Raw genomic sequence first — 14,246 nt, forward strand, 5'->3', positions numbered from 1 at the left:
CGCCCGACGGTGTTCAACCGGCCAGATCGGCCCGCAATCGTGCCTCGTCGACCTCCCAGTAACTGTGCTCCCGGCTGTCGAGCAGCACCACCGGCAGACGATCGCCGAATTCGGCGCGCAGGTCGGGATCCGTCGAGGCAGCCCGATCGACATCGATGCACGTCAGGCCCGCGCCGAACTCGTCGCACAGCTGCTCGAGCAGCGCCAGCGCGGGAGCGCAGGCGCCGCAGCCGGCTCGGACGAGGAGAGTGATCTCGTGGCGGGCGCCGGGTGTGGCGGCGGGCCCGGACAGGTGTTCGCTCATGAGGTCAACTGTGCGCCATACCCCGCCGAGACGAATGTCACACCCCCGGTCCACATGCGGCAACGCGCGGAGCGGGGCACGGCGCGGGCTAGGCTGAGGCGGTCTGCCACACACGACGGCCGGCCGCCGGCAAACCCGGCCGGCAGCACTCGACGGCACGGCCGTCGCGCAACAGGGAGGTGCAGGTGCCGGAACGTCCAGTGCCACACGGCTGGGGATTCGGCGAGAACCTGGCCGGTCGCGTCAGCGAGACCCTGGCCGGTCTGATCCGGCCGGGCCGGCGCCGGCTGTGGAGCAAGTTCGGCCCCAGCGAGGCCGAGGTCCGCGCGAACCTCGCCGGACAGGCGAGTGCCGATGCCGCGCTCGCCCTGCAGGAGGCCCGCACCGAAGCCGAGCCCGTCGGCATCTCGACGACTCCCGTTCCGCAGGATCTGACCGCGGCCGCGTTCTTCGACGTCGACAACACGATGGTGCAGGGCGCGTCGATCATCCACTTCGCGCGCGGACTCGCCGCCCGCGACTACTTCACCAAGTCCGACCTGGCCGAGTTCGCCTGGCAGCAGGTCAAGTTCCGGGTCACCGGCAAGGAGAACTCGGACGACGTCGCCAGCGGCCGCGAGAAGGCGCTGTCGTTCGTCGCCGGCCGGTCCACGGCGGAGCTGGCCCGCCTCGGCGAGGAGATCTACGACGAGATCATCGCGGACAAGATCTGGCCCGGCACTCGCGCGCTGGCGCAGATGCACCTCGACGCCGGGCAGCAGGTGTGGCTGGTGACCGCCACCCCGGTCGAACTGGCGAATGTCATCGCCGAGCGCCTCGGTCTGACCGGCGCCCTCGGCACCGTCGCCGAGTCGCAGGACGGCGTGTTCACCGGCCGTCTCGTCGGCGACATCCTGCACGGCCTGGGCAAGGCCCACGCGGTGCGGGCCCTGGCGATCCGCGAGGGACTGAACCTCAAGCGCTGCACGGCGTACTCCGACAGCCACAACGACGTACCCATGCTCTCGCTCGTCGGCACGCCGGTCGCCGTCAACCCCGACGCCGACCTGCGGGAACTCGCGAAGACCCGGGGGTGGGAGATCCGGGATTTCCGCACGGCCCGCAAGGCGGCGCGCATCGGCGTTCCGACGGCGCTGGCTCTCGGTGCCGCGGGGGGCGCGCTCGCCGCCGCTCTCGGCCGTCGCCGCGACTCCGCGGCGTGACGGCCGGACTCAACCGAGGAATACGTTGCGCCGTTTGGTGAGCAACCGGTACAGCGTCTGCTGGATGGTCTCCCGCACGTGGTCGGTCACCTCGAACAACACCATCGGATCCTCCACCGCGGCATCGTCGTAGACGTCGGTGGCGATCGGACTACCGAACTCGATGTACCACTTCGAGGGCAGCGGCACGATGCCCAGCGGGCCTAGGGCCGGGAACAACGGGGTGATCGGGAAGTACGGAAGACCGAGGAGCCGGGCGATGGACGTCAGGTCGGCGATCTTCGGGTAGATCTCCTCCGAACCCACGATCGAGCAGGGCACGATCGGTGCCTTCGTCTGGAGCGCAGCCGAGACGAAGCCCCCGCGCCCGAACCGCTGCAGCTTGTAGCGTTCGCTGAACGGCTTGCCGAGACCCTTGTACCCCTCGGGGAACACCGCGACCACCTGATCCTCGCGCAGGAGCCGCTCGGCGTCCGGATGGCACGCGAGGGTGTGCCCCGCCTTGCGGGTGACGCTGCCGACGACCGGCATACCGAAGGCGAGGTCGGCGGCGAGCATACGCAGGGGACGGTGGGCGAGGTCGTGCACCGCGACGGAGGTCATCAATGCGTCCACGGGCAAGGTGCCGGCATGGTTGGCGACGATCAGCGCGCGCCCGTCGGCCGGGATGTTCTCGATGCCCCGCACTTCGACACGGAACCACTTCTCGAACAGCGGCCGCAGCGCCGGCAGCAGGACGTTGTCGGTGAAATGCGGGTCGAAGCCGAAGTCGTCCACCTCGTAGTCGCCGGTGATCCGTCGCCGCAGGAACTCGGCGGTGCCGGTGATCTGCCCGACCAGTTTGTGCCGCAGGTCGTCGAGGAACCCGTCCGCCGCCGTCTCCTGCACCGGCGCCGCGGGCGGTTCGGGTGGGATCGGGGAGCCGTACGTCGACGGGTGACCGGAACCGGCGCCCGGGCGTGCACCCGCCCGTCGTGCCGACCCCGCTCCCCCGTGGAGTGGAATCACCTTGGCCACTTCTGTCATCGCGCCTCCATTCGCTCTCCGAGCGCCGAGAGCAGGATCGACTCGGTTCGATCGACCCATTCCGTCCTGACGACCTGCCGCAGCCCGACGCTGCGAGCGTAGTCGTCGAGGGCCTGCCTCGTGGTCCACCTCGGCTCGAAGCCGAGTTCGGTGCGCATCCGCGTGGTGTCCAGCCCGCGCCCGAAGTGGAAGTAGTCGAGTTCTTCCTTGTTGAACGACTTCATCACCGGCCCCATCAGCGCCTGCCCGACGGTGCGGAACAAGCCGTAGGGCATCGGCACGGTCAGTCCGCCGGCCCGCCGCACGGCCTGCGACATCATCACGATGCCGTCCCCGGCGACGTTGTAGGTCCCGGACTGGCCGGCGACGGTGGCTCGCTCGAGCGCCGAGAGCGCATCCTCCTCGTGCAGCAACTGCAACCGGGCATCGCGGCCGAGAATGGTGGGCACGATCGGGGAGGTGAGGTATCGCGAGACGGAGCCGGGCAGGTGGTTGCCCACCGTCGGGGCCAGGCGCAGGATCGTCGCCGCGATGTCCGGCCGCCGGCGTGCCATCCCGCGCAGGTAGCCCTCGACCTCGATCATGTCGCGGGCGAAGGCGCCGGTCGGACGGCGGCGCGCGCTCATCTCCTCGGTGAACTTCGCGGGGTCCTTCGCGCTCGATCCGTACACCACCGACGACGAGCGCAGCACGACGCGTCGCACGGACGGGGTCTTCTGGCACACGGCGAACAACTGCATCGCGCCGAGGACGTTCATGTCCTTCATGGCGGCGCGACTGCCGGACTTCGGCGCCTTGGTGAGGGTGGACGTGTGGACGACGGTGTCGACGTCCATGTTCCGGATGACCTTGCCGATGAGGGGGTTGCGGATGTCGGCGAGCACGAACTCGGCGCGGCCCATGCGCCGCAGCATGTCCTTGGTGGGCGACTGGGTGTCGACCGCGATGACGCGTTCGACGTCCGGGTGCTGGGCCAGACGGGTGACCAGGTACCCGCCGAGGAATCGGCTCGCGCCGGTGACCAGAGCCACCCTCGGCGGGTCGATGCCGTCGATCTCCGAACTCACCCACTCACCCCCTGCTGTCACTCCGGTCTCTCACGATACGGTGACTCTCGCAACAGAGCATTACACCGGCGTAACCGATCACTGGAAAGACCCGGAGGCGGGACGTTCGTCCTCAGCCACCCGGACTCCGCATACCACCCGGATCGGGCGTTCCGCGGACGACCTCGTGACGGGCCGTCGGCACAGACGCTCGATGCCCGCCACCACACGGGTGACGGGCATCGGGGAATCGATCTACTTGCCGAGTTTACGACGCTGCACTCGGGTGCGGCGGAGCAGCTTACGGTGCTTCTTCTTCGACATGCGCTTGCGGCGCTTCTTGATCACAGAACCCATCTGGGTTTCCCTCACGTTCTCTCTAGCGTTCCTGCGCGCACGCCGGTGACGTACGCCTGTAGTCGACGCTGGGCCGCGTGGTGACGAGCTCAGCGCCTCACGACACCGGGTGGCCGGTACGACGACAAGCAATCGTACCGGGGCGGGTTTCGAGTAGTGAAACCGAGGTCCGCTCCGGGCTCCGATTGCGGCCGTCGACCGCTCAGCCGACGTCGAAGTAGGACGTTTCCAGGTAATCGTGCACGGCCTTGGCGTGCACCCGGAACGAACGTCCCACTCGCACGGCGGGCAGTTCCCCGCTGTGCACCAGCCTGTACACGGTCATCTTCGACACCCGCATCAGCGCCGCCACTTCGGCGACGGTGAGGAACTGGGTGCCGGAGAGAACCGACTGACCGTCCTCGGGTTGACCCTTCGACGGTTTGCTTCCAGATACCATTACACACCTCCGGCACGTCCCGCGCCGCCGGCTTCCCCTCCGGCGGAACAGACACGCACGTGCTCAATCGAGCTTAGCGTGACCAATGGTTCCCGTGCGACGATGCGGACGACCAATTTCCTCAATCGGCGGACGAACCGAGTGCCGCAGAGCGGTCCCGGGCGGCCGCGAGGGCCTCGTAGAACGCCGTCCGCACGCCGCCGCGCTCGAGTTCCCGGATCGCCGCCGCGGTGGTTCCACCCGGCGATGTCACCGCCGCGCGCAGGTCGGCGGCGTTCTCCCCCGACCGGGCGAGCATGGCCGCCGAGCCGGTCATCGTCTGCACCACGAGCTCGGTCGTCGTCGCCCGCGTCAGTCCCAGGGCGACGCCCGCGTCGATCATCGCCTCGGCGACGAGGAAGAAATATGCCGGACCGGAACCGGACACAGCGGTCACCGCGTCGATCTGGGACTCGGGAACCACCGTCACGGTCCCCACCGACTCCAGGACCTCACGTGCCAGCGCCAGGTGGTCGGGCTTGACGTGCCGGCCGGCGGCGATCACGCTCGCGCCCTCCCCCACCAGCATCGGGGTGTTGGGCATGACGCGCACAACCGGCGATCCGGCCGGCAGCCGGTTCTCGTACCGGGACGTGGGCACGCCGGCGACCAGCGACATCAGCAGCTTCTCGCGTTCGCTGTCGAGGTCTGCCTTGCCCAGATCGGCGAGCACGACGTCGACGTCGCCCGGCTTGACCGCGATCACCAGCACGTCCGCACCTTCGGCCGCGTCGGCGATCGAGTCGGTGACCCGGATCGAGTACTCGGCGGTGAGCTCCTCGCTCCGCGCCGGGAACTTCTCGACGACCACCAGATCCTTGGTCGCGAATCCACTCTGCAGCAGCCCCGAGACCAGCGCCTCACCGATCCTGCCGCCGCCGATCACCGCAATTCTCGTCATGGGCAACAGCCTGCCACGGCCGCTGCCGGGGCCCGCATCGCCCCGACGATCAGCGCGGGACCATGGCGAGCTGACGGCTCTGCACGACGACGGCGCCGGTGGCATCGACGACGGTGTGGTCCTCCTCGAACCAGGCGTTGCCCAGGACCGTGCTGTCGGCCATGATCCGCAGCCAGCCGGGCGCCGGCAGTCGCCGCAGGTACGCGGTGAGCTGCACGGTCGGCGCCCAGCCGAACAGGCCCCGGTTCATGGTGACCGGAGCCGAGATGTCCCCGGCCATGAGCGCGAACAGCGCGGCGGTGTCGACGTCGGCCTCGTCCCCCGGCCACGGCCGCGCCCACATCCGCACCACCGGTTCACCCTGCTCTCCCGCGAGGAAACGGGCACTGGTCTCGTCCACCACGAGGTCGGCGCCCCCGCACAGGTTCACCACCTGGGCCATCGGGTGGCCGGGGCCGATCAGCGGCGCGTCCGCGGGCGGCTGCACCGACAGTTCGGCCACCGGATGGGCAGTGGTGTATCGCGGCTCGCCGGTGTCGGGCCGACCGAGCGTCACCGAGGCACGGACCGCGACCCGATCGCCCTGCGAGAGCTCCACGTCGACGAGCCCGACCTGCTTCCCGAGCTTGCGGACGATGGTGGTCAGCTGGACGTCGCCCGGGTCGGGGGCGGCAACGAACCCGGCGCTGACCGCAAGAGGTTGCACCGCCGGATCGGCTCCCGCCGCCTGCGCCGCCGACCGGGCCGCCGCGGCGCACACCGCGAGCATGCAGCCCCCGTGGACCTTGGGGCCGATCGTCCAGACCGGGGCGATGTGCGCGAGCCAACGGTCGTCGCCGGCGGCGTCGAGCGTCGTCAGGTCGCGGAAGGGGTGGTTGCCGGGATCGGGCACGGTGTCGGTCATTGCTGCTCCTGTGAATCGGGGACGGGTCCGTCCGGTGAATCGGGGACGGGTCCGTCCGGTGAATCGGGGACGGGTCCGTCCGGTGAATCGGGGACGGGCGGGCCGGACTCGGTGAGGCGACGGGCGGCAAGGTGCTGGTGTGCGAGACGGCGCATCGCGGTGAGGACGGGTTCGTACAGGGCGGTGCCGAGGACCGCCGCCTCGACCGTCGCCTCCCGGGAGCGGGTGGGCAGCAGGTCGATGTCGATCTCGGCGATGCCGAGCACGTGCCGTCCGTAGACGTCGATGCGCTCGTCGCTCATCGTCAGGCCGGCGGAGTCGAGGGCGGCGAGGGCCCGCTCGAGCTGTGCGACGGCGGCGAACCGGGGGTCGTAGAGCTGACCGAGCCGTTCGAGGACGTGCCGGGCGCGCGGATAGTCGTGGGGTACGGACTCGCCGTCGCCCGGCGGGTAGGGCGGCAGCGCCGCGATGGCCCGGCCGAGGGCGACGAACAGCGACTCGTCGGTGCCGTCGAGGAGGCGGACGATCTCGCGGATGCGCGGCAGCGGCAGCCCCTGGGCGGCGAGCGCACGGATCAGCGCGAGGCGCCGCACGTGCCGCCCGTCGTACCGGGCCTGGGTGGCGCTGGTCGCCTCGCCCGGCATCAGCAGCCCCTCGCGCAGGTAGTACTTCACGGTCGCCAGCGGGACGCCGGTCCGGTCCACCAGTTCCGAGATCCGCATTGCCACCTCCCCTTGACAGTGGATAGTACAACTATCCAGTATTGGATACTGTAACTATCCAATACTCCGCGAGGAGGATTCCGTGCACCCCGTACTCGTCGTCGCTCTCGGCGCCACCCTGCTTACCGTCACCGGGATCGCCTTCGGCGGCACGTTCCTGCTGCGCGTCGCGGGCGGGCACGTGCCGGCCAACGACCTGCAGAAGTCCTTCTTCCGCGCCGGTCACGCCCACGCCGGCGTCCTCGTCACCTTGGGGTTGCTGGTCGCCGTGCTCACCGACGCCGTCGGCGCCTCACCCGGATGGGCCGCCGCCGGCGCGATCGCAGTGCTCGGCTCGGCGATCCTGATTCCCGCCGGGTTCTTCCTGTCCGTGCTCGGCCCGGACCCCAGGCGGCCGGGCGCCATGATCGCCTGCGTATGGCTGGGTGCCGCCGCCCTCGTCGCCGGCGTGACGATCTCAGGAGTCGTGGTTCTCGGCGCCGGACTCGGTGCTCTGGCCTGACGGGTGCACCTGCTCGATCGTCGTCGCACGCGGATGCTCGGGCCCGGTGGTGATCGCCAGGCGGGGGGCCCGGTGCAGATGCTCGCGCGCGAAGGCCAGCGACCGGGTCAGCGCTCCCGCCCGCGCGGACCGCGTGCGCGCCCCCTGGGTACTGACCTCCAGGACGACGTGCCCGGTGAAGTCGCTCTCGGCCAGTAGCCGGCACACCTGCTCGCACGGCTGGCCGCCGTCGCCCGGGAGCAGATGCTCGTCCGTCGACGCGCCGTGACCGTCCGCGAGGTGCAGATGAGCCAGACCGCCGCCCATCCGCTCGGCGAGGGCCATCGCGTCCATCCCCGCCGTGGCCGTGTGCGACAGGTCCAGTGTGTAGTGCGCGAAGCCGGTGTCGGTGGGATCGATCGACGGGCTGAAGGCCGACACCGCACGGCCGGGCCCGCCACGCCGTCTCATGCGCTGCGCGGTGCGGTCGCGGCCGCCGAAGAACACGTCGGCGCGCATCGGGTACATGTTCTCCACCGCCACGACCACGTGGCTGCGGTCCTCGAGGTCCGCGACCTGATCCGCGAAGCCCTCCGCGTACCGGCGCTGCCATCGGAACGGCGGATGCACCACCACCGACGCGGCCCCGAGCGCTTCCGCTGCGCGCACCGACCGCTCGAGCTTCGCGGCCGGATCCGAACCCCACACACGCTGCGAGATCAACAGGCACGGCGCGTGCACCGCCAGCACCGGTATGCCGTACTTGCGCACCAGCGCCTGCACCGCACGCACGTCCTGGCTCACCGACTCCGCCCACACCATCAGCTCCACGCCGTCGTAGCCGAGCTCGGCCGCATAGCGGAAGGCCGCCTCGGTGTTCTCCGGGTACACCGAAGCGGTGGACAGTCCGACCAGGATCTCTCGCGACAGGGTGCTCATGACGATGTGCCGGGTCAGCCGGTGGGCAGCAGGAACAACAGCGGACCGAACGTCACGAAGGCACCCACGGCGAGGGCGATGAGCTGGCTCGCGATGTCGTCGGTGCGGCGCAGGATGCGCACCATCGCCACCAGGCCGACGATGACCAGCAGGGCGAGTGCGAATGCCACCCACGGCAACGCATCCCACAACTGCTCGAAGCCCTTGAACAGCAGGGCGCCCGCGACGATCGCGACGACACCCTCGCCGATCAACCGGGCCCACTGCGCGATCGCGCTGCGGGACTCGCCGGTGCCGGACGAGACGTCGGACTCCGCCGCGGACGGGGTCTCCGCCGCTGCGGCGTCGCTGCGACGGGACGCGGGCTTCTCCCGCTGCTCCACGTCCGGCTCGTCCGCGGCCACGGCCTTGCCGATCGTCTCGGTCTCGCCGTCGGCGGTGTCGTCGCCGCTGCCCCGCAGGTCGCTCGCGGGCCCGGACAGCAGCCTCGGCTCGGGGGTATCCGCGGGCCGCGCCGGAGTACTCACGGCCACCTCGGCGTGCGCGCGCGCTCGTCGCGGCAGGACGGCCGGACGGATGATCTCGGTCGGCGACTCGACCTTCACCGGCACCCGCTCGGCCGCCGGCTCCTCGCGCGTCCGGGGCGGGGACGTCGGGGCCGGGGTCCCGGGCCCGGTCGCCTCGGTCTCGGACGGTTCGGGTTCGGGCTCGGGTTCGCGACGGTCCGGCCGCCGCGGCACCGGCGCCAGCGCTTTCGGAGCCACCGGCGCCTGCGCCTTCGGAGCCACCGGCGCCTGCGCCTTCGGAGCCACCGGCGCCTGCGTCGTCGAGGGCACCGGCGCCTGCGCCTTCGGCGGAGCGGACACGACGGGTTCGGCCTCCGGGGCCTCGCTCTCCGGGGCCTCGGTCTCGGGGGCCTCGGTCTCGGGAGCCTCGGTCTCGGCAGCCTCGGTCTCGGGGACGTCGGCCTCGGAGACTCCGGTCTTCGGCGCCTGGGCCGGTTCCGGGGCGGTCACGGGAATCTCGCCGGTCAGTTCCGCAACCGAGATGCCGCCGCTGACGCCACGGCGGCGGCGTCCGCCGGCGCGGGAATTCACCTTCTGGCCGTTGCGGGCCAGCAGCTCCGCGACGGAGATCTGCCCGGTGTCGGTGCTGCTGCCGTCCGTCATTGCGAAACCACCATCAGTTCGCCCCCCATCTCGGTGTCGAGCTTGCGGAGAATGAGCCCCTCGCGCAGGGCCCAGGGACAGATATCGAGAGTTTCCACTCCCAGCGCGCGCATGGCGGCCTCCGCGACGAGGGCACCGGCGACGATCTGCTGCGACCGGTCGGAGCTCACGCCCTCGAGCTCGGCACGGTCCGCGGCCGTCATGCGGGAGATGAATGCGATGAGCTGACGCAACCCGGCGGCGGTCAGGGTGCGCCGCACCCGGGGGCCCGCCGACGACGGGGCGGCACCGGTCAGCCGTGCGAGGGTGCGGAAGGTCTTCGAGCTCCCCACGCACAGGTCGGGAGCACCGGCCGCCCGCAGCTCCTCGGCGGGCCGGACGAGTTCGGCATCGAGCCAGTCCCGCAGCACCGCGACGCGCCGCTTACCGGGCGGGTCCTCGCTCAGCCAGTCCCGGGTCAGGCGCCCGGCACCGAGCTGCAGCGAGAACGCCACATCGGGGTCCTCGTCGCCGCCGAAGGTCAGCTCCAGGGAGCCGCCGCCGATGTCCAGGCACAGGATGCGTCCCGCGCTCCAGCCGTACCACCGCCGCACCGCGAGGAACGTCAGCCGGGCCTCGTCCACACCGGAGAGCACCTCGAGCGCGACGCCGGTCTCGGCGCGGACGCGACTGAGCACCGCGTCGGAGTTGGTGGCATCGCGCACCGCGGAGGTCGCGAACGCCATCAGCTCCTCGCATCCGGAGGTGCGGGCGATGCCGGCGAAGTCGGCGACCGTCTCGACCAGCCGGTCGGCGCCCTGCGGGGTGATGTCACCGCGGTCGTCCGTGTTCTCGGACAGGCGCAGGGTTGCCTTCGTCGAGCTCATGGGGGTGGGATGGCCACCGCGATGAGCGTCCACCACGAGTAGATGAACGGTGTTGCTTCCGACGTCGAGTACCCCAAGGCGCACATACATACGGTACTGGGTCTACCGTCGGGTCCTGTGACAGCAGGTATGCCCGGTGCCGCACACAAGCAGGTCCCGGCCCCCGAAGTGCCCCTCGATTTCCCGCGCGAATGGGTGGAGTTCATCGACCCGGACAACAGCGAGCACGTCGTCGCCGCCGACCTGACGTGGCTGCTCTCCCGCTGGACCTGCGTGTTCGGCACGCCCGCGTGCCAGGGCATCATCGCCGGCCGGCCGGACGACGGATGCTGCTCGCACGGCGCGTTCCTGTCGGACGACGACGATCGCGCCAAGCTGGACGCCGCAGTGAGACATCTCACGCCGGAGGACTGGCAGTTGATGCCGAAGGGACTCGGCAAGAAGGGCTATCTCGAGGAGGACGACCTCGAGGACGAGCCGGCCCTGCGCACTCGCCGCTACAAGGGGGCGTGCATCTTCCTCAACCGGCCGGGCTTCGCCGGCGGCATCGGCTGCGCGCTGCACAAGATGGCGCTGCGACGCGGCATCGAGCCTCTCGAGGTGAAGCCGGACGTGTGCTGGCAACTGCCGATCCGCCGCACCCAGGACTGGGTCGAGCGTCCCGACGGCACCGAGGTGCTGCGCACCGTCGTCACCGAGTACGACCGGCGCGGTTGGGGCGAGGGCGGCCACGACCTGGACTGGTACTGCTCCGGCTCGCCGGACGCCCACGTGGGGGCCGCACCGGTGTGGCAGTCGTACGCACCGGAACTGCGCGAGCTGATCGGCGACGCCGCCTACGACGAACTCGCGCGGCTGTGCCGTCGTCGCGAGGGGCTGGGCCTGATCGCCGTGCATCCCGCGACGACGGCCGCCGCCGAGCGCACCCCGGGGGCGGGCCCCTACCCCTCGAGCTTGTAGCCGAGGCCGCGGACCGTGACCAGGTGCTGCGGCTTGGCGGGGTCGGCCTCGATCTTCGAGCGCAGCCGCTTGACGTGCACGTCGAGGGTCTTGGTGTCGCCGACGTAGTCGGCACCCCACACCCGGTCGATCAGCTGGCCGCGCGTGAGCACCCGGCCGGAGTTGCGCAGCAGGTACTCCAGCAGGTCGAACTCCTTGAGCGGCAGCGTGACGGGATTCCCGGCCACGTGCACGACGTGCCGGTCCACGTCCATCCGCACCGGCCCGGCCTCGAGGATCCCGTCGTCCTGCGTCGCCTCGGCGTCGTTCTCCCCGCCGCGGCGCAGCACCGCACGGATGCGGGCGATGAGTTCGCGCGCCGAGTACGGCTTGGTGACGTAGTCGTCCGCCCCCAGTTCGAGGCCGACCACCTTGTCGATCTCGCTGTCGCGCGCGGTCACCATGATCACCGGCACGCCGGACCGGTTGCGCAGCTGCTTGCAGACATCGGTGCCGCTCATGCCGGGCAGCATCAGGTCCAGCAGGACGATGTCCGCGCCGGCGCGGTCGAATTCCGCGAGCGCCGACGGTCCGTCACCGACGACGGTGGTCTCGAAGCCCTCCTTGCGCAGGAGGAACGCGAGCGGATCCGCCAGCGATTCCTCGTCCTCCACGATCAGCACACGCGTCACTGCTGGTCCTCCGTACCCTTTGTCACCTGGTGCATCCGGCTCATTTCCGATTCTCGTCGTAGGTGTCGGCATGGTCGCCCCGCTCCACCGTCACCGCTCGCCCGTCACCGCTCCACCGTCAGCGCGGGGCCGCCCTCGTGGCGAGGTGTGGCTCCGTGGGATTCGCGGGGATCGGGCGAACAGGCGGGGATGAGGAGCGTGAACGTCGACCCGGTTCCCGGCTGGCTCCACAACCGGATCTCCCCGTTGTGGTTGGCGGCGACGTGCTTGACGATCGCCAGCCCGAGACCGGTGCCACCGGTGGCGCGGGAACGGGCCTTGTCGACCCGGAAGAACCGTTCGAAGACGCGCTCCTGGTCCTCCTTCTCGATCCCGATGCCGCGGTCGGTCACCGCGATCGCGACCTTGCCCGCGCGCAGGGACCGGCTGACCGACACCGGCGAACCCGGAGACGAGTAGGCGATCGCATTCTCGATCAGATTGGCCAGCGCGGTGACGAGCAGGGTCTGGTCGCCGAGGACCTCGTACCCGCCGGCGGCGTCGGTGGTGACGGTGATCTGCGCGTTCTCGGCGGTCAGGCGGGTGCGGCGCAGCGCCTCCTCGACGACGTCGTCGACCTCGACCACCTCGAGGTTCGGCAGCTTCTCGGCCCCCTGCAGGCGCGAGAGCGCGATCAGTTCGGTCACCATGTTGCCGAGCCGGTTGGCCTCGCTCTGTAGCCGGGTTCCGAAGTGCCGCACGGATTCCGGGTCGTCGGCGGATTCGAGCAGGGCTTCGGCGAGCAGGGCCATCGCGCCCACGGGGGTCTTGAGTTCGTGACTGACGTTGGCGACGAAGTCCCGGCGGGTGGCCTCCATCCGGACCTGCTCGGAGTCGTCGTAGGCGTAGAGCGCGACGAAGCGCGCGTCGTCGTCGAGCAGACGCCGCGCGACGCAGCGCACCGCCACGCGCTCGCGACCGCGGGGCGTCTTCGCGGTGAGGTCGAGTTCGGCGGGTTCACCCGTCTCGAGGACACGGGTGGCGGCGGCCCAGGCCGAGTCCTCGACGAGCCGGTTGCGGACCAGGCCGAGTTCCTCCGCACGCGGATTGAACAGGACGACGTCGTGGAACCGGTCGACGACGGCGATGCCGGTGTCCGCGCCGAAGACCACGCGATCGAGGACCTGCGCCATGGTGAGGTCGGCGTCGGTGCGGTCGGCGGCCCGGCGCCGGAGGAGCCGCATCAGCACGATCGCGGACACGGCACCGAGGACGGCGGCCCCGGCGAGCAGCACGGCCTGCGCAACAGTCACGTCTCGAATCGTACGTACGCGCGGCGCGGCGGTGACAGCGGGTCGGGGCATTCCGCCGCACGTCACACCGCATGTTCGCAGCATTTGCCGCGTGTTCACCGCCCGTTTCCCGGGGCCGCGGACAGTCGCCCGCGGCCCCTGGGAACTACCGGCCGCCCTGACCCGCGACGGCGGCGGCACCCGCCGCGGCCGCCTCGGGATCGAGGTACGTGCCACCCGGGTTCAGCGGGCGCAGGTTCTCGTCGAGGTCGTAACGCAGCGGGATGCCGGTGGGGATGTTCAGCCCGGCGATCTCCTCGTCGGAGATCCCGTCGAGGTGCTTGACCAGAGCACGCAGCGAGTTGCCGTGGGCCGTGATCAGGACGGTCCGGCCGGCCCGCACGTCCTGGGAGATGGTCTCCTCCCAGTACGGGATGAGGCGATCGACGACGTCCTTCAGGCACTCGGTGAGCGGCACCTCGTCGACGTCCGCGTACCGGACGTCGCTGTCCTGGCTGTACTTGCTGCCGGGCTCGATCGGCGGGGGCGGGGTGTCGTAGCTGCGGCGCCACAGCATGAACTGCTCGTCGCCGAACTCCGCCTTGATCTCCGCCTTGTTCTTGCCCTGCAGCGCACCGTAGTGCCGCTCGTTCAGGCGCCAGTCGCGCACGACCGGAATCCAGTGCCGATCCGCGGCGTCGAGCGCGTAGTAGGCGGTGCTGATGGCGCGGCGCAGCAGCGACGTGTAGAGCACGTCCGGCAGGAGATCGTGCTCGGCGAGCAGTTCGCCGGCCCGCTTGCCCTCGGCGATCCCCTTGTCGGTCAGGTGGACGTCCACCCATCCCGTGAAGAGGTTCATCGCGTTCCATTCGCTCTCGCCGTGGCGGAGCAACACAAGTGTTCCGTTGGTCATGGGCCAATCCTGGCACGCCCGCGTGGCAACGCTACG

At 70.6% G+C, this 14,246-nt stretch carries 17 protein-coding genes; 3 read left to right on the forward strand and 14 right to left on the reverse strand.

Annotated features, from left to right (window positions below; translation table 11 throughout):
* Window positions 1–13: 13 nt before the first annotated feature.
* Window positions 14–304 carry a glutaredoxin family protein gene (locus F1734_RS20105; RefSeq protein WP_010592079.1) on the reverse strand — a complete coding sequence of 97 codons (291 nt, stop codon included), beginning with the start codon at window positions 302–304 and terminating at the stop codon, window positions 14–16.
* Window positions 305–489: 185 nt separating this feature from the next.
* Here F1734_RS20105 and F1734_RS20110 point away from each other — a divergent pair, with 185 nt between their 5' ends.
* On the forward strand, window positions 490–1,506 hold the full coding sequence (locus tag F1734_RS20110; RefSeq protein ID WP_026137603.1) for an HAD family hydrolase: 1,017 nt from the start codon (window positions 490–492) through the stop codon (window positions 1,504–1,506).
* A 9-nt stretch (window positions 1,507–1,515) separates the two neighbouring features.
* Here the strand turns inward: F1734_RS20110 and F1734_RS20115 are convergent, their stop codons facing one another.
* The 7 genes from F1734_RS20115 to F1734_RS20145 form a co-directional block, all read right to left on the reverse strand.
* Window positions 1,516–2,532 (reverse strand): lysophospholipid acyltransferase family protein, encoded by a 1,017-nt coding sequence (locus F1734_RS20115; protein ID WP_040270916.1) that lies wholly within the window; start codon window positions 2,530–2,532, stop codon window positions 1,516–1,518.
* Complete coding sequence (locus F1734_RS20120) at window positions 2,529–3,599, reverse strand: NAD-dependent epimerase/dehydratase family protein (protein ID WP_017680052.1); 1,071 nt, start codon at window positions 3,597–3,599, stop codon at window positions 2,529–2,531. The genes F1734_RS20115 and F1734_RS20120 overlap by 4 nt, the downstream gene beginning before the upstream one ends.
* Window positions 3,600–3,833: 234 nt before the next feature.
* Window positions 3,834–3,935 carry a 30S ribosomal protein bS22 gene (locus F1734_RS20125; protein ID WP_003402602.1) on the reverse strand — a complete coding sequence of 34 codons (102 nt, stop codon included), beginning with the start codon at window positions 3,933–3,935 and terminating at the stop codon, window positions 3,834–3,836.
* A gap of 202 nt (window positions 3,936–4,137) precedes the next feature.
* Complete coding sequence (locus F1734_RS20130; RefSeq protein ID WP_003937551.1) at window positions 4,138–4,374, reverse strand: helix-turn-helix domain-containing protein; 237 nt, start codon at window positions 4,372–4,374, stop codon at window positions 4,138–4,140.
* 121 nt (window positions 4,375–4,495) lie between these two features.
* Window positions 4,496–5,314 carry a pyrroline-5-carboxylate reductase gene (proC, locus tag F1734_RS20135; RefSeq protein ID WP_026137606.1) on the reverse strand — a complete coding sequence of 273 codons (819 nt, stop codon included), beginning with the start codon at window positions 5,312–5,314 and terminating at the stop codon, window positions 4,496–4,498.
* A 49-nt stretch (window positions 5,315–5,363) separates the two neighbouring features.
* Entirely contained in the window at window positions 5,364–6,218 is an 855-nt protein-coding gene (locus F1734_RS20140; RefSeq protein WP_017680054.1) for a thioesterase family protein, read from the reverse strand.
* The gene (locus F1734_RS20145) at window positions 6,215–6,940 is read right to left on the reverse strand and encodes a MerR family transcriptional regulator (RefSeq protein ID WP_017680055.1); all 726 of its coding nucleotides are present in this window, start codon (window positions 6,938–6,940) and stop codon (window positions 6,215–6,217) included. The genes F1734_RS20140 and F1734_RS20145 overlap by 4 nt, the downstream gene beginning before the upstream one ends.
* An 82-nt stretch (window positions 6,941–7,022) precedes the next feature.
* Here F1734_RS20145 and F1734_RS20150 point away from each other — a divergent pair, with 82 nt between their 5' ends.
* Window positions 7,023–7,442: a hypothetical protein gene (locus F1734_RS20150; protein WP_017680056.1), complete on the forward strand. Its 420-nt coding sequence runs from the start codon at window positions 7,023–7,025 to the stop codon at window positions 7,440–7,442.
* On the opposite strand, the gene F1734_RS20155 is transcribed toward F1734_RS20150, so the two are convergent.
* The 3 genes from F1734_RS20155 to F1734_RS20165 are packed head-to-tail and all read right to left on the reverse strand — an operon-like array spanning window position 7,398 to window position 10,479.
* Window positions 7,398–8,360, reverse strand: a complete 963-nt coding sequence (locus tag F1734_RS20155; protein WP_017680057.1) for a sugar phosphate isomerase/epimerase family protein — start codon at window positions 8,358–8,360, stop codon at window positions 7,398–7,400. The genes F1734_RS20150 and F1734_RS20155 overlap by 45 nt on opposite strands.
* A 14-nt stretch (window positions 8,361–8,374) precedes the next feature.
* Window positions 8,375–9,529 (reverse strand): hypothetical protein, encoded by a 1,155-nt coding sequence (locus F1734_RS20160; protein WP_040270910.1) that lies wholly within the window; start codon window positions 9,527–9,529, stop codon window positions 8,375–8,377.
* A complete protein-coding gene (locus F1734_RS20165) occupies window positions 9,526–10,479 on the reverse strand; it encodes a Ppx/GppA family phosphatase (protein ID WP_082061233.1) in 954 nt (317 codons plus the stop codon). Before F1734_RS20165 ends, F1734_RS20160 begins: the two co-directional genes overlap by 4 nt.
* 45 nt (window positions 10,480–10,524) lie before the next feature.
* Here F1734_RS20165 and F1734_RS20170 point away from each other — a divergent pair, with 45 nt between their 5' ends.
* Window positions 10,525–11,355 (forward strand): DUF3109 family protein, encoded by an 831-nt coding sequence (locus F1734_RS20170; protein ID WP_010592091.1) that lies wholly within the window; start codon window positions 10,525–10,527, stop codon window positions 11,353–11,355.
* Here F1734_RS20170 and F1734_RS20175 read toward each other — a convergent pair.
* From F1734_RS20175 to F1734_RS20185, 3 genes are all read right to left on the reverse strand, one after another.
* Window positions 11,337–12,026, reverse strand: coding sequence for a response regulator transcription factor (locus F1734_RS20175; protein WP_010592092.1), 690 nt, complete (start codon window positions 12,024–12,026; stop codon window positions 11,337–11,339). The two genes, F1734_RS20170 and F1734_RS20175, sit on opposite strands and share 19 nt — an antisense overlap.
* 104 nt (window positions 12,027–12,130) lie before the next feature.
* Entirely contained in the window at window positions 12,131–13,318 is a 1,188-nt protein-coding gene (locus F1734_RS20180) for a sensor histidine kinase (RefSeq protein WP_010592093.1), read from the reverse strand.
* A 145-nt stretch (window positions 13,319–13,463) separates the two neighbouring features.
* Window positions 13,464–14,210: a phosphoglyceromutase gene (locus F1734_RS20185; RefSeq protein WP_203010962.1), complete on the reverse strand. Its 747-nt coding sequence runs from the start codon at window positions 14,208–14,210 to the stop codon at window positions 13,464–13,466.
* Between the last annotated feature and the right edge of the window lie 36 nt (window positions 14,211–14,246).

The organism is Rhodococcus ruber (assembly GCF_016804345.1).
In the GTDB taxonomy this organism is placed as follows: domain Bacteria; phylum Actinomycetota; class Actinomycetes; order Mycobacteriales; family Mycobacteriaceae; genus Rhodococcus; species Rhodococcus ruber.